Origin of the sequence: Frateuria sp. GZRR35, assembly GCF_051900415.1 — a bacterium.
Lineage (GTDB): Bacteria > Pseudomonadota > Gammaproteobacteria > Xanthomonadales > Rhodanobacteraceae > Frateuria_A.
Map to the genome: position 1 here is coordinate 96771 of NZ_JBHZGL010000005.1, position 19049 is coordinate 115819.

A 19049-nucleotide genomic window follows, 5' to 3' on the forward strand; every position below is an offset into this window, starting at 1 on the left:
TCCATCAAAACCTGGCGCGCCCGTCCGCTCCCTCCGGGGAACCCATCGACGCGAAAGGCACATGATGCCCTGTAGCAGCCAAGCCTGCGCGCCCTTCTACGCGACCAGTGCACCGGCGACCTGCAGATACCACGCGCACATCTGCTCGATCCCTTCGCGCAGCGGCATGCACGGCGCCCAGCCCATGCCGTTCAAGCGCAGGCCTTCGGGCAGGGCGCCCAGGGATTCGAGCGCGCGCGTGCGGTGCACCAGTCGTCCCTGGTAGCCGACAGCGTCGGCCGCCATGCGTGCCACATCGGCGAAGGGGATTTCCTCGCCGCCATCGACATTGACCGGGACGTCGCTGCTGTACCGGCGCATCAGGAACAGGGCCGCATCGGCAAAGTCGTCCACCTGCAACCACGGACGCGTCGGCACGCCATCGATCGCCAGCTGCGACAGGCCGTCCGATTGGGCCTCATGCAGACGCCGGACCAGCGCGGGCAACGCCCCCGCCTGGGCGCCGGCGCTGTCGCCCGGCCCATACAGCTCGGCCGGCACGACGCCGATCGCATCGAACCGGTATTGCCGCCGATAGGCCTGGCACATGCGGATGCCGGCAAGCTGCGCGAGCGCCTCACCGTTCTCGCCCGACGGGACCACCGCCGACAGCAGCGCACCCTCGCGCAATGGCGGCAGCGCGCCGAGCGGATGGATGCTCGAGGACGCGAGGAAACACAGCTTGCGCACGTCGGCTCGCCAAGCGGCGTGGATCACATTGGCCTGCATCGCCAGGCGTTCGCGGACCGCCTGGTCCGAATGGCCGCCGGCAACAGCTTCCCGCGCGGCGGTGAGAAACACGTATTCGGGCCGGTGGCGAAGAAAGAACGCATCCACCGACGCGGACCGGGCGAGGTTCACCTCGTCTGGCCCCAGGAACCGGATGTTGTTGTAACCGGCCGCCCACAGGCGTCGCACCACCGCGCCGCCCACCCATCCGCACTGCCCGGTGACGAGGATGCGTGCATCCAGGTTCATGGCCTCACCCCATTCGATTCGTGCCCGCCTGCCAGGCCCGGAAGCCCCCTTGATGGCGGTCGGACCTATTTTGCACGCACTCGCCCGGCAGAGCAGCCAGATTGTGCGCCTTGCCTCAAACGATCACAGGTGTCTGTGCCAGGCATCCACACCTTCTTCGATGAGCCGATAGGCGTACTCGAAGGCGTCGAGCTCCTTGCGGTACGGATCGGGGATGTCGCGATCGCCCTGCCATTTGCCGAGCAGGAAGGTCCGCCCCACCGCGTGCGACGAGTACCTGGCGAGGCTGGTCAGGTGCGTACGCTGCATCACCAGCACCAGATCGGCCGCGAGGATCGCCGCCTCGTCCAGCTGGCGCGCGCGATGGCCGGACGCGTCGATGCCGCGCTCGGCGAGCAACGCCCCGGCCGTGGGATCGATTGGATTGCCGGCGAGCGCGGCGAGCCCGGCGGAAGCCACGGTAACCGCCCGCCCGCGCAACCGTTCGCGCAGCAGGTACTCCGCGGTGGGGCTGCGGCAGATGTTACCGATGCAGACGACCAGGACTTTGTCGAACACGACTTCCCATCCGGGCGGTGGAAAAACAATGTAGTGCGCGTCGCTCTATCGACGCGGAGGCCGCGCGGCTAATCGGCGACGTCGGCCACCAGCCGGTCCAGCTCCGCCTTCAGCGTGGCGCCATTGACGCGCAGCCAGTCGCGCTGTTCCCGCCAGTTGGGGAACAGCGTGGCCACCAGCGCCCAGAAGCGCGGCGCATGGCTGCGGACCTTGAGATGGCACAGCTCGTGCGCCAGCACGTAGCGCAGCGCGGCCGGCGGGGCCAGCGCGAGGGCAAGATCCAGGTTGATGCGGTCGCGCGTGTCCAGGCTGCCCCACAGGCTCTTCATCGGGCGGATGCGCAGCGAGGTCGGGGCCAGCCCGAGCTGCGGCACGTAACCGGCCATCCAGCGCGAGACGTCGCGGCGCATCTGCGCCTCGAAGTGCGAGGCGAGCAGGCCGCGCGCCACCGGCAATGCGCGGGTGTGCGGGCGCGGGATCACCAGGGTCAGCCCACCGTCGAACGATTCCACCCGCGGGTACGGGCCTTCGGCCCAGTCCAGCAGGACGGTTTCACCACGCAGCGGAAATTCGGTCGCGTGCCCTACGCGCAGCGCCGGCAGCGGTTTGACGATGAGGTTGAGCTCGTCGAGCTTGCGCTCCAGCCAGTCGGCATGGCTGCGCAAGAAGGCGCTGACCTGCGAGGGATGGGTGCCGTTGGGGTAGGACACCCGGGCCCCCTTGGGCGTGACCGTCAGGCGCAGGCGACGCGCGCGCGGATGGGCGGCCTTGAGCACGCGGATCGTGCTGCCGCTCGCCGTTGCCAGTTCCAGCCAATCGCCTTGAAGTTCTGCTGCCATGGTCCCGAGCCCGTCGGTAGAGCATAACCTTGCAACGGGGGGTGTGAGGAAAGGGTTGGATGCGGCTGGACGGCGGTTTCGCGCCGGCATTCACGTGGCGTTGACGATTTGCGCCTCGTTCGGGGGGCTGGGTCAAGGCTTCCCCCATCCGCCCTTCGGGCACCTTCCCCCGTGTACGGGGGAAGGACCGGTCGGGAGGTCGGTAGTACTGGTGAGCCTTCCCCCGCGAACGCGGGGGAAGGTGCCGACAGGCGGATGGGGGCGCTCTTGGGCGGCATGTTCGGGAGGGATGGGGCAAGGCTTCCCCCATCCTCCCTTCAAACACATTCCCTTGCGTGCGAGGGAAGGACCGCTGAGCTCAGGCGTCCTTGGGACGCGGCAGGCCGAACCATTCTTCGAGCTTGCCCAGCAGGCGCTCGATTTCCAACGTGAACAGGGCAAAGCGGGCGTCGAGCTCCGCCGCGGCGTCGGGCGCGCTGTCGGCCAGTTCGTCGGTCACCACGTCGAGCAGCTTGAGCTTGCGCAGGATCAGGTCCTCGCCGAGCACGAAACTGATACGGTCGTCGAACACCAGGCCGAGCTGGAACACCTGCTTGCCGTTGCGCAGATGCTCCTTGATCTCCTCGCTCTCCAGGTCCTGGCGACGGCAACGTGCGATGGCGCCGGTGTTGCTGCCCGGGTCGCGCAGTTCGACCTCGTCGCCGAGGGTCAGGCCGGCCGGCAGCGTGCCGTTGGCGAGCCAGTCGGTCATCAGCACGCGCGGGCCTTCCTCCGGCGCCAGCGGCACCGCCGGGAAGCTGCCCAGCGCCTCGCGCATCTGGGTGAGCGCGTTTTCGGCCGACTTGCGACTGGAGGTATCGAGCACCAGCCAGCCGTGCTGGCGGTCGACGTAGGCGGACATGCGCGAATTGCGCACGAAGGCGCGCGGCAGCAGTTCGTTGAGCAGGTCTTCCTTCATGCGCTTGCGTTCGCGCCCGCCGACCTTGCGGCCTTCTTCCTCGGCGATCTTCTGCACACGGCGGTGCAGTTCGTCGTTGACCACGGCGGCTGGCAGCAGCTTGTCTTCGCCACCGACCGAAACCCAGGTGCAGTGCTTGACCGCGTGGGTGAGCGCGGCTTCCTCGCCACGACCGATCGGCGGCACGAAGCCTTTGGTGAACAGCTCCAGCGGGCCGCACGGGCGCAGGCGGTGCTCGCCGAGCGCTTCGTCCAGGCGGGAGAGGTCTTCGGCGACGGCGGGGGAGAAGCGGAACAACGTGAGATTGCGGAAGAACATGGATGATCCGGTTGGGGCTTGCGCTTTGATCGAGCGCCCTTCGGCTTCGGTCCGTCGGACCTACGCTCCGGGTGAACGATCTCGGAAGTGAGTCGGCCCCTTCGATTCCGGAGGGCGGCGCTCAGGGTGAACGGTGAAGGATATCGCTCAGGCGAACGTCTGAGGTTATCCGATACCCGTTCGCCCTGAACGTAGCGCTGCGGAGTCGAAAAGGCGCGCCAGGTACCGGGCTAGCGGCTCACCGCCGCCACCGCCTCGCTCACGTAGTCGAGGTTGCTGCGGTTGAGCGCCGCCACGCAGATGCGCCCGGTGCCCAGCGCGTAGATGCCGTACTCCTCGCGCAGGCGGTCGACCTGCGCGCGCGACAGGCCCGAGTAAGAGAACATGCCGGCCTGCTGCTGGATGAAGGCGAACTGCGGCGCGCCGTGCGCGGCGAGCTTCTCGACCATCCCCGCGCGCATCGCATGGATGCGCTCGCGCATGCCGGCCAGCTCGGCCTCCCACATCGCCCGCAGCTCGGGGCTGCCGAGCACGCCGGCAACCAGCGCGCCACCGTGGGTGGACGGGCTGGAATAGTTGGCGCGGATGGTCTGCTTGATCTTGGCGCGCAGGCGGGCCGCCTCCTCGCGGTCGGCGCCGACGATCGACAGCGCACCCACGCGCTCGCCATACAGCGAGAATGACTTGGAGTAGGAGCTGGCCACCACGAAGGCCTCGATGCCGGAGGCGGCAAACAGGCGGATCGCCGTGGCGTCGGCGTCGATGCCCTCGTCGAAGCCCTGGTAGGCAATGTCAACGAACGGCAGCAGGTTGCGCGCCTTGACCAGGTCGACCACCTGTTGCCACTGCTGCGCATCCAGGTCCACGCCAGTGGGGTTGTGGCAGCAGGCATGCAGCAGCACCACGGTGCCGGGTTCAAGCTTGCCGAGGTCTTCCAGCATGCCGGCAAAATCCAGGCCGTGCGTGGCAGCGTCGTAGTAGCGGTAGTCGGCGATTTCGAACCCGGCATTGCCGAACACCACGCGGTGGTTTTCCCAGCTCGGGCTGCTGATCGCGATGCGCGCCTTGGGCAGCACCTTCTTGAGCAGATCGGCGCCCACGCGCAGCGCGCCGCTGCCGCCGATGGTCTGGGCGGTGGCCACGCGACCGGCCTCCAGCAACGGCGAGTCCTCGCCGAACAGCAACTGCTGGGTCAGCGTGTCGTACAGCGGCAGGCCGTCGATCGGCAGGTAGCCGCGCGGCTTGGCCTGCGCCGCCAGCGCCTGCTCCACCTCGCGCACCGCGCGCAGCAGCGGAATGTGGCCCTGTTCGTCGACGTAGATGCCCACGCCCAGGTTGACCTTCTGCGGACGCTGGTCGGCGAGGTAGGCCTCGGTAAGGCCGAGGATCGGATCACCCGGGGCCATTTCAACGGAAGCAAAGTGGGACACTGGAAGACTCGCGTAGGAAGTGGAAAGGGAAGTATAGACGTCTATACGCCGTTATCGGTCACATCGGCCGGCTCACCGGCCAGCCAGCCGTGCAGGTCGGCACGTGCGACACCTTCGCCGGCGCCCAGCGCGGCGAAGTCGAACAGATTGCGGTCAGCCAGCTGCGAGGGCACGACATTGCCCAGTGCACGGAAGATGGTCTCGCAGCGACCGGGGTGCTGCGCGTCCCATTCCTGCAGCATGCGGCCGATCGCCTTGCGCTGCATGTTCTCCTGCGAACCGCAGAGGTTGCAGGGAATGATCGGGAACGCACGCTCGCGCGCATACTCCGCGATGTCGCTCTCGCGGCAGTAGGCCAGCGGCCGGATCACCACGTGGCGGCCATCGTCCGAGCGCAGCTTCGGCGGCATCGCCTTGAGACTGGCGCCATGGAAGAGGTTGAGGAAGAAGGTGGCCAGGATGTCGTCGCGGTGGTGCCCAAGCGCGATGCGCGTAATGCCGTTTTCCGCCGCCCAGCGGTACAGCGCGCCGCGGCGCAGCCGCGAGCACAGGCTGCACATGGTCTTGCCCTGGGGGACCACGCGGGTGACCGTGCTGTAGGTGTCCTGCTCGATGATGTGGAACGGTACGCCGCGCGCAGTGAGGTAGTCCGGCAGCACGTGCGCCGGAAAGCCGGGCTGTTTCTGGTCCAGGTTCACCGCGATCAGCTCGAAGCGCACCGGCGCCCGCGCCTTGAGCGACAGCAGCAGGTCCAGCAGCGTGTAGGAATCCTTGCCGCCGGACAGGCAGACCATCACGCGGTCGCCCTCTTCGACCATCTGGAAGTCGACGATCGCCTGGCCCACCTGGTGGCGCAGCCGCTTGGCCAGCCGCGCGGCCTCGTGGGCCCGCTTGCGATCGGCGCGGGAGTCAGGAAGAACGGAGGACATGTGCGTCATTGTACCTGCCCGCCGCCGCTCCCCGGCAGCGGTACACTGTTGGCCTGTGCCCCACCGTCGCGTCCGTCATGCAGGTCCAGGACCCCATCCAGATCGCCCGCCGCCTGGCGGAACTGCGCCAGGAACACCGCGACCTGGACGCGGCGATCAGCCACATGGCCACGCACCCGGCCCGCGATGAGCTGCAACTGACGCGGCTGAAGAAGCGCAAGCTGCTGCTGAAGGACGCCATCGCGCGACTGGAAAGCAAGATGATCCCCGATCTGGACGCCTGATGCCGACGCCCACCGTGCTGGAGGACGCGCACGTCGTCCTCGAACCGCTTTGTCTCGAACACGTTCCGTCACTGGAGGCCGCCGCGGCTGACGGCGAACTGTGGCGACTGTGGTTCACCTCGGTACCGGCGCCGGGCGGAATGACCGCTTACGTGGAAAAGGCGCTGGCCGGCCAGCACGAGGGGCGGATGCTGCCGTTCGCGATCCGCGAACGCGCCACCGGCGAGCTGGTTGGCACCACCCGTTTCTACGACCTCGTCGAGGAGCCGCCGCGCGCCGCGATCGGTTACACCTGGTACGCGAAGCGCTGGCAGAAGAGCCACCTGAACACCGCCTGCAAGCGATTGCTGCTGGAGCATGCGTTCGAACGCATGGGCCGCGTGGCGGTGGAGTTCCATACCGACGGACGCAACCTTGATTCGCAGCGGGCGATCGAACGGCTCGGGGCGCAGCGCGAGGGTGTGCTTCGCGCGCACAGGCGGCGGCCGGACGGGAGTCTGCGCGATACGGTGTGCTATTCGATCCTCGAGCGGGAGTGGCCAGACGTGAAGCGCTGGCTGGAGCTGCGACTGGTGCGGCTGGCGGCTTCAAGCTAGCGCTTCCGCTTCGCGCGGAGCTTCTCGCAAGCCTTGGCCCCTCACCCCAACCCTCTCCCCGCAGGGGAGAGGGAGCAGAGCTGCGCGAGGCATCCGCCCTTGGCCCCCTCTCCCCTCCGGGGGGGAGGGCTGGGGTGAGGGGCCGGGGCTCGCCCGGAACTAGCGCGCCACGCGAGGATGCACTTCCACCGTCGCGGTCATCCCCGCCGCGAGCATCGTCCCGGGCGGCATTTTCGATGTATCGATCGCGATCCGTACCGGCACGCGCTGCGCCAGCCGCACCCAGTTGAAGGTCGGATTGACGTCCGCCAGCAGGTCGCCGCCAGCGGGGTTGTCGCGATCGGTGATGCCGTGCGCGATGCCGGTGATGGTGCCGTCCAGATGCACGCCGCCGGCCATCAGCCGCACGTCGACCGGATCGCCGACGCGCAGTTGCGGCAGCTTGGTTTCCTCGAAGTAGCCGTAGAGGTAGTAGCTGTGCGCGTCGATCAGGGCCAGCCGCGGCGTGCCGGTGGCGGCGTAGTCGCCCGCGCGCACGGCGAGGTTGGTGACGTAGCCATCGACCGGAGCGCGCACCTCGGTTCGTCCCAGGTCCAGTTGCGCACGATCCAGCGCCACCTGCGCCTGCTCGACCGCTGCTGCAGCCTGCTCGCGCGCGGCGTTGGCCTGGCTGCCGCCGGCCTGGGCCTGCTGCCAGCTCGCGCGGGCGGCGCTGGCGGTGGCGGCGGCATCGCTGCGCGCCTCGCGCGAGATGACGTCGCCCATCTGCTCGCGCCGCTGCGCCTGCTCGGCATACATACGGTACTGCGCCTGGCGGGCTTTCGCGCTGGCCACCGCCGCGGCGATGTTGGCGCCGGCGGCGCGCGCGCCGGCTTCGGCGGCAGCCAGGTTGGCCTCGGCCTGCGCCACCGCATTGCGGAAGCGCGCCTGGTCGATCACCAGCAGCAGGTCGCCCTTGTGCACGAACTGGTTGTCGACCACCGCCACGCGATCGACCAGCCCGGACACGTCCGGCGCCACCCGCACCACCTCGGCGCGCACGCGGCCGTCGCGCGTCCACGGCGCGTAAAGGTAGTGCTTCCACAGCGCATGGCCCAGCAACACGGCGAGCACCACCACAGTGGCGGTGACCAGGAATCGGAGCAACGAGGCAGCTTTCATGGGAATGGGGTCAGCGGATCAGCAATAGTCCGGCGGCGCCGAACAGACAGACGAACAGGGCGAAACGGAACAGCGAGGGATGCCACAGGCGTCGGTACAGGCCGGCCCGCCCGATGGCCAGGTCCAGCACTACCATCACCACGAAGCTGAGCAGGAACACGGGCAGCAGGCTCGGCATCATCACGCCGAAGAGTTCGATCTCAGGCGGCACGGGCGGTCTCCGGCAGCGGCATGTAGGCGCCCAGCGGCGATTCCTCGTCGCGCAGCGCGCTGCGCAACTGGTAGAGGTGCCGACGCGCGCTGGCGCCGCGCGGCACGGCATGGATCGCGGCAAGCACGGCGGCGTCGGCGCTCTCCCAGCGCGCCGCTTCCGGAGCGCGATACAGGTCGGCCACCGCCGCGAGCGCAGCCCGCGAGGCATCGCGCGCGACGGCGGACAGTTCGTTGCCGCTCAGGTCCTGCCGCAATTCGATCACCGCCCGGCCGCTCTCCTGCACCGCCAGCGACCAAGCCAGCAGGTGGCGCGACTCGTCGCTGTCCGGCCGCGTATGTGCCACCACCTGCTGCAGCAGGTCGCGGCTGATGCTCTCGAAGCGCCAGCCCAGGCCTGGCAGCGGCGCACTGGCCGCCAGCGTGACCTGTTCGCGCAACCGCTGCAGCTGGCGCCGGCGCTGCCACGCCGTGCCGGTGACGCCGGGCATCACCATGAAGGCCACGCCGGACAGGCCAAGGCCCGCGATCTGCGCGATGGCGTCGTTGAGGAAATGCGTGGGGTCGTACACCATCGGGTTCTTCAGCGCGAGGATGTAGACGAAGCCCAGCGTGTAGCCGGCGCCGACGCCCGGCAATGTGTCGCGCGTGGCCAGGTACGGCCCGATCAGCAACAGGCCGGCGGTCGCGCAGACCAGCATGGCAAACCCGTTGCTGCCCGGCAGCAGTACGAACACCGCCACGAAGCCCGCGGCCATGCCACCGGCATACCCGTACAGCGTGCGCGTGGCCGCGGCAATGGGGTTCGGCGAGGCCGCCAGCAGGCCGGCGAAGATCGTCGCCAGCAACATCGCGCTGCCGCCGAAGGCCCAGCCGCTGGCCAGCCAGAAGGCGGCCAGCACCAGCATGGTGAGGAAGGTGCGCAGCGTCGCCACCGCGGCGCCAGCCAGGTCGTTGCCGCGACGGAAGTGCACGCGCTCGACGCTGCCACGCAGGTTGCCGGCGCGCAGCGAGGCTTCCACCGCGGTGAAGTCGGCCAATTCGTCGGCAAAGCGCTGCACCAGCGCGGCGCCGGTGTCGAATTCCAGCCGCGCTGCCGGCTCGTCGAAGCGCTCGCCAAGCGCGGCGACGTGTGCCGGCAGGCTTTCCACGCAGGCCCGCAGGTGCCGGGTCAGCAGCGCCGGATCGTGCTGCTCCGCCGGCGGCAGCGACAGCGCCTCGCCGATCGGCCGGTACGCGCCGATCAGCGCCTGCGCCACGGCATCACGGCCACGCCGCTGCAGCCGGTTGATCAGGTGATGCAGCGACTGGAAGCTGGTGGCGGCGGCCATGTAGCGCTGGTTGAGCAGGCGCATGCGCGCGCTGCGCGTGCGCACCTCCGGATCCTCGAAGATGACCGAGGCGCGCAGGTCCTCCAGGTGCACGGCCGCGCGCACGAACTCCAGGTGCGCCTGTTCCATCCGCGCCCGCGGCAGCGCACCACCGGTGCTCTCGCGCACGAAGTCGATGAAACGTGCGAACTGCGTACGCGCGCTCTGCCTGAGCACCACACGCAGCCTTTGCGGAAGCAGCAGGTCACTGAACACGGCGGCGACCAGGATGCCCAGCAGTACCTCGCTCACGCGCATCACCGCTGAGTCGAAGCTGTTCAGCGGATTGCCTACCGCGGGCAACGTCACGATGGCGGCGGTATAGCCGGCCAGCACGAAGCCGTAGGCCATGAAATTCCGATACAGCGTGGCGCCGCCGGCGCACAGCGCCAGCCACGCCGACAAGACGAGAAAGAACAACTCGCGCTGCTGCGGAAACAACGCGATCAGCGCCAGCCCGAACAGGCTGCCGGCCAGCGTGCCCAGCGCGCGGTAGAAACTCTTCGCCAGCACCATGCCGCTGTGCGGGTGCATCACCACGGCCACGGTGATCATCGTGGTCGAGGGCTGTTCGAGCTTGAGCCACATCGCCAGCCACGCGGCCGCGTACATCGCCAGCAATGACTTGGCGACGAACAGCCAGGCGCGCGATTCCTCGGCGAGGAAAGCGCGCAGCCAGGGCCAGCGCGGCAACGTGGCGGTCGTGGTGGCGGACATGGTCGGTGAAGCCCTCAGCCTCGACGGTCGAACCCGTCGAGGAATTTCTTGAGCAGCCGTTCCAGTTCGGCCTGTTCGCGCGCGGTCAATCCCTCGGTCTGTTCGTCCAGCAGGGCGCAGATCGAGGGCAGGAAGCGTTCGATCAAGGCGATCCCGGCGGGCGTGAGGCTGAGGATCAGCTTGCGGCGATCGTCCTCGCTGGCGGCACGCTCGATCAGGCCCTTCTCGCACAGCTCGTTGGTAAGCCGCGTGACGTTCGCCGCCTTCTCGCCGGAGCTCTGCGCCAGTTCGGACGCACTGAGTCCCGCGCCCTCGGTGCCGTAGAGCATCATCAGCAGGTTGTACTGCGGATGGTTGAGGCCGAAGGGCTTGAGCGCGGCGTTGGCGTCGTCATGGACGCGCTTGTGCAGGTGCTTGATGAGGCGCACGAGCACGGCCGGGGCGCGCGGGAATGCAGGGTGGCGCCGACGGGTGACGGCGAGGCGCTGTTCGGTGGGGAGGAAGCTGCTCATGGGGCGCGTTTGCTGCTTCGGACATATTACATTTATGTACTAAATGGTGCAACAGGTCTCGCGGCGTCTGCTCTCCCTCTCCCTTGCGGGGGAGAGGGTCGGGTGAGGGGCCGGGGCTCGCGGGGATGCCCGCAGGAGCGCTGCCATTGCTTGTCGTTCTTGCGTAGCCTCACCGCGACCGGGCTCGCCTGCCGCGGGCTTCCGATCGCCTGCCGGCGCTCGGGTCACTTGTCTTTGCTGGCCCAAAGAAAGTAACCAAAGAAATGGCCTAGCTAGGCACGGGGTGACTAAAAAGCTAGGCGCCTGTGCGCCTTGCTTGGTGGGCCTCTTGCTCTTAGAGGAGCTGCCGCCGCTATACCGCGGGCGCTCGGGAGCTGAGGCCAGGGAGGCATCCGGAGGATTGGCTGGTATCGGCTTTTTGCGACTCTCGCGCTCGCGAAGCGGACATTCGTCCTTGGTTGCCCGTAGGGCTCGCAATCACGAAGCGAAACCAACAGTTTGCCGTCGAATCAAGAGGTCATGCCGGTGCGCCCGAATCACGACCGCTTTGAAGGCAAAATGGGTGCCATTCCACGCCGCCGCAAAGCCACCCTTGCCCCAACTCCCGAGCGCCCGCGGTATAGCGGCGGCAGCTCCTCTAAGAGCAAGCGACTGACCCAGCAAGGCGAGGCGGCACCTAGCTTTTATCTCTCACCGGGCTTAGCAGGCCATTTCTTTTGGTTACTTTTCTTTGGGCCAGCAAAGAAAAGTGACTCGAGCGCCGGCAGGCGATCGAAAGCCCGCGGCAGGCGAGCCCGGTCGCGGGGAGGCCACGCAAGAACGACAACCAAGCAACCTCCGGAGGAAGCATCCCCGCGAGCCCCGGCCCCTCACCCCAACCCTCTCCCCGGAGGGGAGAGGGAGCAACGCGCGGCGAACGTGCACCAGCGCGCCCTCTTCCTGCCTCAGCTCCCGGGCGCTGGCAGGCGATCGGAAGCCCGCCACAGGCGAGCCCAGTCGCGGAGAGGCCACACAAGGACGACAACCAAGGCCACCCATGCGAGAGACACCCCCACGAGCCCACCCCCAGTCCCAGGAGGGCGGCGGGAACCAAAGCGAAAGGCTGTAGCATTGCCGCCCATGAGCGAACAGCCCAAAACCACCCATTTCGGTTTCCGCGACGTCCCCGTCGACGACAAGCAGAAGCTGGTCGGCCAGGTATTCACCTCCGTCGCACGCAGCTACGACTTGATGAACGACCTCATGTCGTTCGGCGTCCATCGCCTGTGGAAGCGCCACTTCGTCGCGATCAGCGGCGTGCGCCCCGGCGACCGCGTACTGGACCTGGCAGGCGGCACCGGCGACATCGCCGCACTGCTCAAGCCGGTGGTCGGCGGCGAAGGCGAAGTGGTGGTCGGCGACATCAACGCCGCCATGCTTGGCGTGGGCCGCGACCGCATGACCGACCGCGGCCTGGTCTCGGGCCTGCGCTGGGCGCAGATGAACGCCGAGTGCCTGCCCTTCCCCGACAACAGTTTCGACGCCGTCACCATGGCCTTTGGCCTGCGCAACGTTACCGACAAGGACAAGGCGCTGGCCGACATCTGCCGCGTGCTCAAGCCCGGCGGCCGCGCGCTGTTGCTGGAGTTCTCGCGCGTGCAGAGCGAGCTGTTCGGCAGGCTCTACGACTTCCATTCGTTCAAGGTGCTGCCGAAGCTCGGCCGGTTGTTTGCCGGCGATGCCGACAGCTACCAGTACCTGGCCGAGTCGATCCGCAAGCATCCGGACCAGCAGACCTTGAAGGCCATGATGGAAACGGCCGGTTTCGGCCGCGTGGAGGTGCACAACCTCACCAATGGCATCGTCGCCATCCACAAGGCCTGGAAGCTCTAAAGGCATGAACCACGGTGCGCAACTCGAGCGGCTGAAGGCCTTTTCGGATGCCGTGTTCGCCATCGCCATCACCCTGCTGGTGATCGAAGTGCACGTGCCGCGGCTGGACACGCTGGACGATGCGGCCTACCTCGCCGCGCTGGCACACCTGGTGCCCAGCTTCATGGGCTTTGTGCTGAGCTTCCTCACCATCGGCGCGCTGTGGATGGCGCATCACCGGCTGTTCGGCGTGCTGGAGGGTTACGAGCCGAAACTGATGTGGCCGAACATGCTGCTGCTGATGGTGATGGCCTTCATGCCCTTCGCCACCGCGCTGATGAGTTCCAACCCGCTCGCACGCGTGCCGGAGGTGTTCTACTCGGCCACCCTGCTGGCCGCGGGCCTGTTGCAGTTGCTGCTGTTCCAGGTGGCGCTCAAGCCCGGACGGGTGCGTGCGGACGTGCCGCCGGAAGAGATCAATGCGTTGCGCTGGCGTTCGCTGACGCTGCCGACCGCCGCGACCATCGCACTGCTGACCGCCTGGCACATGCCGGGCAACAACAACTTTTTCCTCTTGCTGATCCCGCTGCTGGCGCGCGCCTACGCCGCACTCGGCCGCCGCCGCGCGCTGCGGCAGCTCGCCACGCCGGCGACGCCCTGAGCGGCTGATCCAGGTCATGGGCACGCGGTGGGCGCCGCCGTACGGTGGCGCTCCCATCCCGCGAGTGTCCGCCATGCACGCCAACCTCAGTCCCGCAGAGAACACCCACATCTTCGATGCCCGCGGCATCGCCCGCCGCTTCCGCCATTCGGCGATCTTCGGCGCGCTCTCCGCACTGCGCTCGGGCGAGACGATGCGCTTCATCAACGACCACGACCCGCTGCCGTTGCTCACGCAACTGCGCGAGCGCTTCGGCGACTACCTGACGGTGAGCTACCGCGAGCGTGGGCCGCATGGCGTGGTGGTGGATTTCGGCATCGTCGGCCTGCCTGGCGAGTAACCATGGCCTTACCCGCATTTTTCGATCTCGCGCCGCGCATTACGCTGCGCGACCCGCTCGCCGCCCTGCTGGGTGCGAGCGACGACGGTCTGCTGGTCTACGGCTACGCCGACGCGGTGCGGCTGGCCGGGCACTCCTGCCCCACCGTGGCCGGCGCCTGGCTGATGGCGCGTGCCGCACTTCGTGCGCTCTACCCCGACGCGCCAGCCGAGCGTGGCGGCGTGTCGGTGCAAATGGGCGCGCCGGAGCAGGAAGGCACCACCGGCGTGGTCGGCCAGGTGCTGACGCTGGTCACCGGCGCGGCGGCGGCGAATGGTTTCCACGGCATCGGCGGACGCTTCGTGCGTCAGGGCCTGCTGCGTTATGCAACCGACCCGATGCCGGGCGTGCGCTTCCAGCGGCGCGACACCGCACAGGCGGTCACGGTGGAGCTGGATCTTTCCCGCGTACCGCCCGCTCCCGGCCTGCGCGAACGCATGGCCGAGGCGCTGGCGCCATCGGCCACCGCCGACCAGCGGCGCGCCTTCGGCGAGCTGTGGCAGGACCGTGTGCGGCGCCTGCTGCTGGAGCACGCGGACGACCCGGCGATGGTCCGCGTCGAAGCGCCGGCCTGAGGTTCAGGCTGGCGTGCGCAGATCCTCGCGCACCGTGCCGACGCGACGCGCGGTGTCCTCGCTGTCCGTCAGCCGCACCGTTTCGGCCAGTGCGGCGGTATACCAGCGCTGCATGCCGGGCAGCTCGCGCAGGCGCTGGGCGTAGGCGAGCGATACGTCGTCCAGTGGCAGCCGGTAGCTCAGGATGCGCCAGGCGACCGGGGCGAAGAATGCATCGACCGCGCTGAACGCTGTGCCGGCCAGGAATGGTCCGCCAAAGCGCACCAGTCCCTCGTTCCACAGTTCCGCCAGGCGCGACAGATCGCGCTGCAGCGGCGCGTCGATGCCGTGCAGGTCCACCCGCACGGCGCAGTTCATCGGACAGGTGGTGCGCAGCGCGGCGAAGCCCGAATGCATCTCGGCGCTGGCGCAACGGGCCCAGGCGCGCACCTTCGCATCGGACGGCCATACGCCCGGATGGCGTTCGGCCAGGTATTCGACGATCGCCAGCGAATCCCACACCACCGTGTCGCCGTCGCGCAGGCACGGCACCTTGCCGTTGGGCGCGAAGGGGCGGAAGGCGTCCCAGCTGGAGCCGTCCTGCAGTGCGACCAGGTGTTCGTCGAAAGGGATCGCCTGTTCGGCCATCAACAGCCAGGGCCGCAACGACCAGGACGAATAGTTCTTGTTGCCGACATAGAGCTCGTACACGATGGCTCCTTTCACGCGTCCATGATCAACAAGGTACCGGTACTGCCCGCATCCACCGCGTGGGCAACACCGGCCGGCACCAGGCAAAGCTCGCCGGCATGCACGACGCGGCGCGTGCCGCCGATGTGCAATCGCAATTCACCGTCGAGCACGAGCAGCGCTTCGGCGCAGTCGTGCGTCTCTTCGGCGTAGGGCGCCGGTTCATGCGCACGAGCTTGAGCCGGGCGTCGCCCACGCACCCGAGCAATCGCGATTGCCACGCTTCCGGCAACCGCGCCGCCAGTGCGTTCAGATCGAGGACCTCAGCGTCCACAGGCGCGCGGCTCCAGCGTGGCCCGCGCGGGCATCGGGCGCCGGCGCAGGTTCGCCAGGATCACGCCGCCGACGGTAACCGCGCCACCGACCAGCGTCAGCAGCCCCGGCCGCTCGCCCAGCCAGAACCAGCCGATCAGCACCGCGATCGGCGGCGAGAAATAGATGAAGCTCGACACCTGCGACGCCGAGCTGCGGTGGATCGCGATGTTCCAGGCGATGTAGCCGACGAAGGTCGGCGCGAAGCCCAGCCACAACAGCGCGCCGATGCGCGGCCACGGCGCGGCAGCCAGCGCCTGCGGCAGATGCATGGCGAACGGCAGCGCACCCAGCGTGCCGGCGAAGAAGGTGAACGCGGTGACGCCGAACACGCTCGAGCGCGCGAACAGCGGCTTCTGCCCGACGAAGTAGACCGCCGAGGCGATGACGCTCAGCAGCACCAACGCGGCCATCGGCTCGAACTTCACCTGCTTGCCGCTGGCGAGCACCACCATCACCACGCCGACCAGCGCCACGCCCAGGCCAGCCAGGGTGCGTGCCGGCAGGCGCTCGCGCAGCCACAGCGCCGACAGCGCCGCGGTGGCGGCCGGCACCAGCGAAATGAGGATCGCCGCGGTGCCGCTGGCGATGCGCGTTTCGGCGTAGTTGAGCGCCATGTGGTAGACGGTCAGCCCGATCACGCCCAGCGCCGCCAGTTGCGGCCAGTCGCGCCTGGCCGGCAGCGCCGGGCGCTTGGCCAGCAGCCACAGCGCGAAGCAGAGCGAACCTATGCCCAAGCGCGCGAATGCCACCTCGCCCGGCGTGAAGGCCGGCAGTGCGTAGGCGATCGCCGCGTAGGCGGATGACCAGGTGACCAGGGCGACGCCGATCAGGGCCAGCGTCCGCCCGTCCAGACGGGGGGTGTCCATGGGGAATTCCGGTGCGGGGAAGTGCGCATCCTAGTGACGGCCGGGATGCGCAGGAAGCATGCAACCAATCCACAATGGCATGCTTCGCCGACGAACGAATTGTAGAGTCCCTGCCATGGCCTTCGTATCGAAACCCGAACTGGACGCCCGCGACTGGCAACTGCTCGAAGCCCTGCAGCAGGACGCGCGCCAGGGCTACGCCGAACTGGGCCGGCAGGTGGGCCTGTCCGCGCCGGCGGTGGCCGAGCGGGTCCGGCGGCTGGAGGAAGCCGGGGTCATCGCCGGCTACCGCGCCGTCGTCGACCCGAAGCGGCTGGGCTACAGCATTGACGCGATGATCCGCCTGCGTTGCGACGGCGGCATCTGCGCACGCATCGGCGCGCTGGTCACGGATATTCCCGAAGTGCTGGAATGCCGCCGGCTGGCCGGCGAGGATTCGGCGCTGTTGCATGTGGTCGCGCTGTCGGTGGCGCACCTGGAGGCGGTGCTCGACCGCCTGCTGAAGATCCATCCGAGCGTGAGCACGACCACACTGGTGGTGTTGCAGACGCCGCACGCGAACCGGCCCCTGACGCGCGCGATGTGGCAGGCGGCGCACGCGGTGGAGGGCTGAGGCAAGGCTTCCCCCATCCGCCTGTCGGCACCTTCCCCCGCAGGCGGGGGAAGGATTCGTTTCCCGTCCTCGAGTCTTCCCCCACAGGCGGGAAGGCCTCCGAATCCTCGCTTCCGAGCATGCGCAGGCGTGGCGTGACTCCGAATCCCCGTTTGCGAGCCTTCCCCCGCCACGCGGGGGAAGGTGCCGACAGGCGGATGGGGGAAGCCCCGCCGGATGCCGGCATACTGCACGCCTGAATGCCCCGAGGAGCCTCCGATGTCCGACCTCCCCCTGCCTCCCGACACCGACGACCAGCCGACCGATCCGCAACGTCGCCGCCTGCTCGGCGGCCTGGCCGCGGCCGGCGCCGGGCTGGCGCTCGCCGGTGCCGGCGCCGAGGCCGTGGCCGGCACGAAGGGCGCCGCCGCGATGGCACCCACGCAGATGGACGCGCTGCTGCGCAAGCACATCCAGCGCGTGGTGGTGATCTACGCGGAGAACCGCAGCTTCAACAACCTGTTTGCCGACTTCCCGGGCGTGGCCGAACCACTCTGGGCACTCAAGCCCGAGCAGTACCGGCAGCGCGACCGCGATGGCTCGGTGCTCAAGACGCTGCCGCCGGTGTGGCACGGCGTGGCCCCGCACGAACAGGTGGTCAACCACCGCAAGTACGTGGTGCGCCAGGAGGACATCAGCGGCCTGCCCAATGCGCCGTGGGCACTGCGCACCGGCAGCGGCGAGCCGCTGCCGCAGGGTGTGGTCACGCGCGACCTGTGGCACCGCTTCTACGAGAACCAGCGCCAGATCAACGGCGGCAGGAACGACGGCTTCGTCGCCTGGGGCGATTCCGGCGCACTGGTGATGGGTTATTACGGCGACAACGCCGCGAACCTGCGGCTGTGGCAACTGGCGCGCCAGTACACGCTGTGCGACCACTTTTTCATGGGCGCGTTCGGCGGCTCGTTCCTCAACCACCAGTACCTGGTCGCCGCGCAGCCGCCGTACTACCCGCATGCGGATGAGAGCCCAGCGCGCTTCAACATCGCGCAGACGGTCAGCGGCGAGGCCACCGACATCCACCTCAAGCTCGCCCACGACTCGCCTGCCAGCGCGATGCAGGGCAAGCCGGAGACACTCACACCCAACTCGCTGACGCCGGATTTCTGGGCGGTCAACACGATGGGCCCGCCCTACGCACCAGGCTTCTCCAAGGACCCGAACGACCCCACCCGTGCCGACCCCAACAGCGCCAACACCCTGGTCGCGCAGAAGCACGCCACCATCGGCGACGTGCTGTCCGAGGCGGGCGTGGACTGGGCCTGGTACGCCGGCGGCTGGAAGCTCGCGCTCGAAGGCAAGGGCGACGGCGACCAGGCCGACTTCCCACAGCGACCCAACTTCCAGCCGCACCACCAGCCGTTCAACTACTTCACCGCGTATGCGCCGGGTACCGCGGCGCGCGCGAAGCATCTGCGCGACGCGGGTGTGGGCGAGACCGCAGAGACCAACCACTTCCTCGCCGCCGTGGCGGCCGGCACGCTGCCGCAAGTGACCTTCTACAAGCCGCAGGGCGACCTCAACATGCACGCCGGCTATTCCGACGTGAACGCCGGCGACCGCCACGTGATGACGGTCATCGAGGCGTTGCAGAAGTCGCCCGCGTGGCCCGGGCTGCTGGTGATCGTCACGGTCGACGAGAACGGTGGCTGGTGGGATCACGTGGCGCCGCCCAAGGGGGACCGCTGGGGCCCGGGATCACGTATTCCGGCGATCATCGTGTCGCCGCATGCGAGGAAGGGGCACGTGGATCACACGGTGTACGACACCGGCTCGATCGCGCGCTTCCTGACCCGCCGCTTCGGCCTGCGCAAGCTGCCTGGGCTGACTCTGCGCGAGGAATCCATGCGCGCCGCCGGGGGGCCGCCGCCGGGCGATCTCACCGCGGCGCTGCAGCTCGATGACGCTTAGTGCTCTGCGCCTGTTTCCTTCCTGCGGGGTGAGGCTGGGCGAGGGTCCGGGGTCGCGGTAATCCTCCCGCATGGGGAGCTTTGGTTGTCACTCTTGCGTGGTTTCCCCGCGACTGGGCTCGCCTGCGGCTGGCTTCCGGTCGCCTGCCGGCACTCGGGAGCTGAGGCAGGAAGAGAGCGAGGTTGTGCACGTTCACAGCGCGCTACTCCCT

The 19049-nt window shown here is 68.6% G+C and carries 21 protein-coding genes; 8 read left to right on the top strand and 13 right to left on the bottom strand.

All coding sequences use genetic code 11. The features are described from left to right. Positions 1 to 96: 96 nt before the first annotated feature. From ACFWZ3_RS07940 to ttcA, 6 genes are all read right to left on the bottom strand, one after another. Complete coding sequence (locus tag ACFWZ3_RS07940; RefSeq protein WP_439707200.1) at positions 97 to 1017, bottom strand: NAD-dependent epimerase/dehydratase family protein; 921 nt, start codon at positions 1015 to 1017, stop codon at positions 97 to 99. Between the two features lie 123 nt (positions 1018 to 1140). Continuing rightward, positions 1141 to 1575: a low molecular weight protein-tyrosine-phosphatase gene (locus ACFWZ3_RS07945; protein WP_439707201.1), complete on the bottom strand. Its 435-nt coding sequence runs from the start codon at positions 1573 to 1575 to the stop codon at positions 1141 to 1143. Between the two features lie 68 nt (positions 1576 to 1643). Beyond that, on the bottom strand, positions 1644 to 2414 hold the full coding sequence (locus ACFWZ3_RS07950) for a M48 family metallopeptidase (RefSeq protein WP_439707202.1): 771 nt from the start codon (positions 2412 to 2414) through the stop codon (positions 1644 to 1646). A gap of 358 nt (positions 2415 to 2772) precedes the next feature. Next, entirely contained in the window at positions 2773 to 3690 is a 918-nt protein-coding gene (locus ACFWZ3_RS07955) for a recombination-associated protein RdgC (protein WP_439707203.1), read from the bottom strand. A gap of 230 nt (positions 3691 to 3920) precedes the next feature. Next, a complete protein-coding gene (locus ACFWZ3_RS07960; protein ID WP_439707204.1) occupies positions 3921 to 5120 on the bottom strand; it encodes an aromatic amino acid transaminase in 1200 nt (399 codons plus the stop codon). A 41-nt stretch (positions 5121 to 5161) separates the two neighbouring features. Further along, positions 5162 to 6049, bottom strand: coding sequence for a tRNA 2-thiocytidine(32) synthetase TtcA (gene ttcA, locus ACFWZ3_RS07965; RefSeq protein WP_439707205.1), 888 nt, complete (start codon positions 6047 to 6049; stop codon positions 5162 to 5164). Between the two features lie 77 nt (positions 6050 to 6126). On the opposite strand from ttcA, the gene ACFWZ3_RS07970 reads away from it, so the two are divergent. Then, a complete protein-coding gene (locus tag ACFWZ3_RS07970) occupies positions 6127 to 6333 on the top strand; it encodes a YdcH family protein (protein ID WP_209618745.1) in 207 nt (68 codons plus the stop codon). Next, entirely contained in the window at positions 6333 to 6929 is a 597-nt protein-coding gene (locus ACFWZ3_RS07975) for a GNAT family N-acetyltransferase (protein WP_439707206.1), read from the top strand. Before ACFWZ3_RS07970 ends, ACFWZ3_RS07975 begins: the two co-directional genes overlap by 1 nt. 159 nt (positions 6930 to 7088) lie before the next feature. On the opposite strand, the gene ACFWZ3_RS07980 is transcribed toward ACFWZ3_RS07975, so the two are convergent. From ACFWZ3_RS07980 to ACFWZ3_RS07995, 4 genes are read right to left on the bottom strand one after another with little or no spacing between them, the layout of a single operon-like run. After that, positions 7089 to 8090, bottom strand: coding sequence for a biotin/lipoyl-binding protein (locus ACFWZ3_RS07980; protein ID WP_439707207.1), 1002 nt, complete (start codon positions 8088 to 8090; stop codon positions 7089 to 7091). 10 nt (positions 8091 to 8100) lie between these two features. Further along, positions 8101 to 8301: a DUF1656 domain-containing protein gene (locus ACFWZ3_RS07985; protein ID WP_439707208.1), complete on the bottom strand. Its 201-nt coding sequence runs from the start codon at positions 8299 to 8301 to the stop codon at positions 8101 to 8103. Beyond that, positions 8291 to 10387, bottom strand: coding sequence for an FUSC family protein (locus tag ACFWZ3_RS07990; protein WP_439707209.1), 2097 nt, complete (start codon positions 10385 to 10387; stop codon positions 8291 to 8293). The genes ACFWZ3_RS07985 and ACFWZ3_RS07990 overlap by 11 nt, the downstream gene beginning before the upstream one ends. Before the next feature lie 14 nt (positions 10388 to 10401). After that, entirely contained in the window at positions 10402 to 10899 is a 498-nt protein-coding gene (locus ACFWZ3_RS07995) for a MarR family winged helix-turn-helix transcriptional regulator (protein ID WP_439707210.1), read from the bottom strand. A gap of 1119 nt (positions 10900 to 12018) precedes the next feature. On the opposite strand from ACFWZ3_RS07995, the gene ubiE reads away from it, so the two are divergent. The 4 genes from ubiE (at position 12019) to ACFWZ3_RS08015 (ending at position 14365) form a co-directional block, all read left to right on the top strand. After that, positions 12019 to 12771, top strand: a complete 753-nt coding sequence (gene ubiE / locus ACFWZ3_RS08000; protein WP_439707211.1) for a bifunctional demethylmenaquinone methyltransferase/2-methoxy-6-polyprenyl-1,4-benzoquinol methylase UbiE — start codon at positions 12019 to 12021, stop codon at positions 12769 to 12771. Positions 12772 to 12775: 4 nt separating this feature from the next. Next, positions 12776 to 13411, top strand: coding sequence for a TMEM175 family protein (locus ACFWZ3_RS08005; RefSeq protein WP_439707212.1), 636 nt, complete (start codon positions 12776 to 12778; stop codon positions 13409 to 13411). 73 nt (positions 13412 to 13484) lie between these two features. Next, a complete protein-coding gene (locus tag ACFWZ3_RS08010) occupies positions 13485 to 13751 on the top strand; it encodes a DUF2249 domain-containing protein (protein ID WP_439707213.1) in 267 nt (88 codons plus the stop codon). Positions 13752 to 13753: 2 nt separating this feature from the next. Beyond that, positions 13754 to 14365, top strand: a complete 612-nt coding sequence (locus ACFWZ3_RS08015; RefSeq protein WP_439707214.1) for an FmdE family protein — start codon at positions 13754 to 13756, stop codon at positions 14363 to 14365. Between the two features lie 3 nt (positions 14366 to 14368). Here the strand turns inward: ACFWZ3_RS08015 and ACFWZ3_RS08020 are convergent, their stop codons facing one another. Genes ACFWZ3_RS08020 through ACFWZ3_RS08030 form a run of 3 tightly spaced genes read right to left on the bottom strand, consistent with a single transcriptional unit; the run spans position 14369 to position 16275 of the window. After that, a complete protein-coding gene (locus tag ACFWZ3_RS08020; protein WP_439707215.1) occupies positions 14369 to 15055 on the bottom strand; it encodes a glutathione S-transferase family protein in 687 nt (228 codons plus the stop codon). A gap of 11 nt (positions 15056 to 15066) precedes the next feature. Further along, positions 15067 to 15315, bottom strand: a complete 249-nt coding sequence (locus ACFWZ3_RS08025) for a cupin domain-containing protein (RefSeq protein ID WP_439707216.1) — start codon at positions 15313 to 15315, stop codon at positions 15067 to 15069. A gap of 42 nt (positions 15316 to 15357) precedes the next feature. Beyond that, positions 15358 to 16275, bottom strand: coding sequence for a DMT family transporter (locus ACFWZ3_RS08030; protein ID WP_439707217.1), 918 nt, complete (start codon positions 16273 to 16275; stop codon positions 15358 to 15360). A 115-nt stretch (positions 16276 to 16390) separates the two neighbouring features. Here ACFWZ3_RS08030 and ACFWZ3_RS08035 point away from each other — a divergent pair, with 115 nt between their 5' ends. After that, positions 16391 to 16888, top strand: coding sequence for an Lrp/AsnC family transcriptional regulator (locus ACFWZ3_RS08035; protein WP_439707218.1), 498 nt, complete (start codon positions 16391 to 16393; stop codon positions 16886 to 16888). Between the two features lie 258 nt (positions 16889 to 17146). Further along, on the top strand, positions 17147 to 18838 hold the full coding sequence (acpA, locus tag ACFWZ3_RS08040; protein ID WP_439707219.1) for an acid phosphatase: 1692 nt from the start codon (positions 17147 to 17149) through the stop codon (positions 18836 to 18838). Positions 18839 to 19049: the final 211 nt, after the last annotated feature.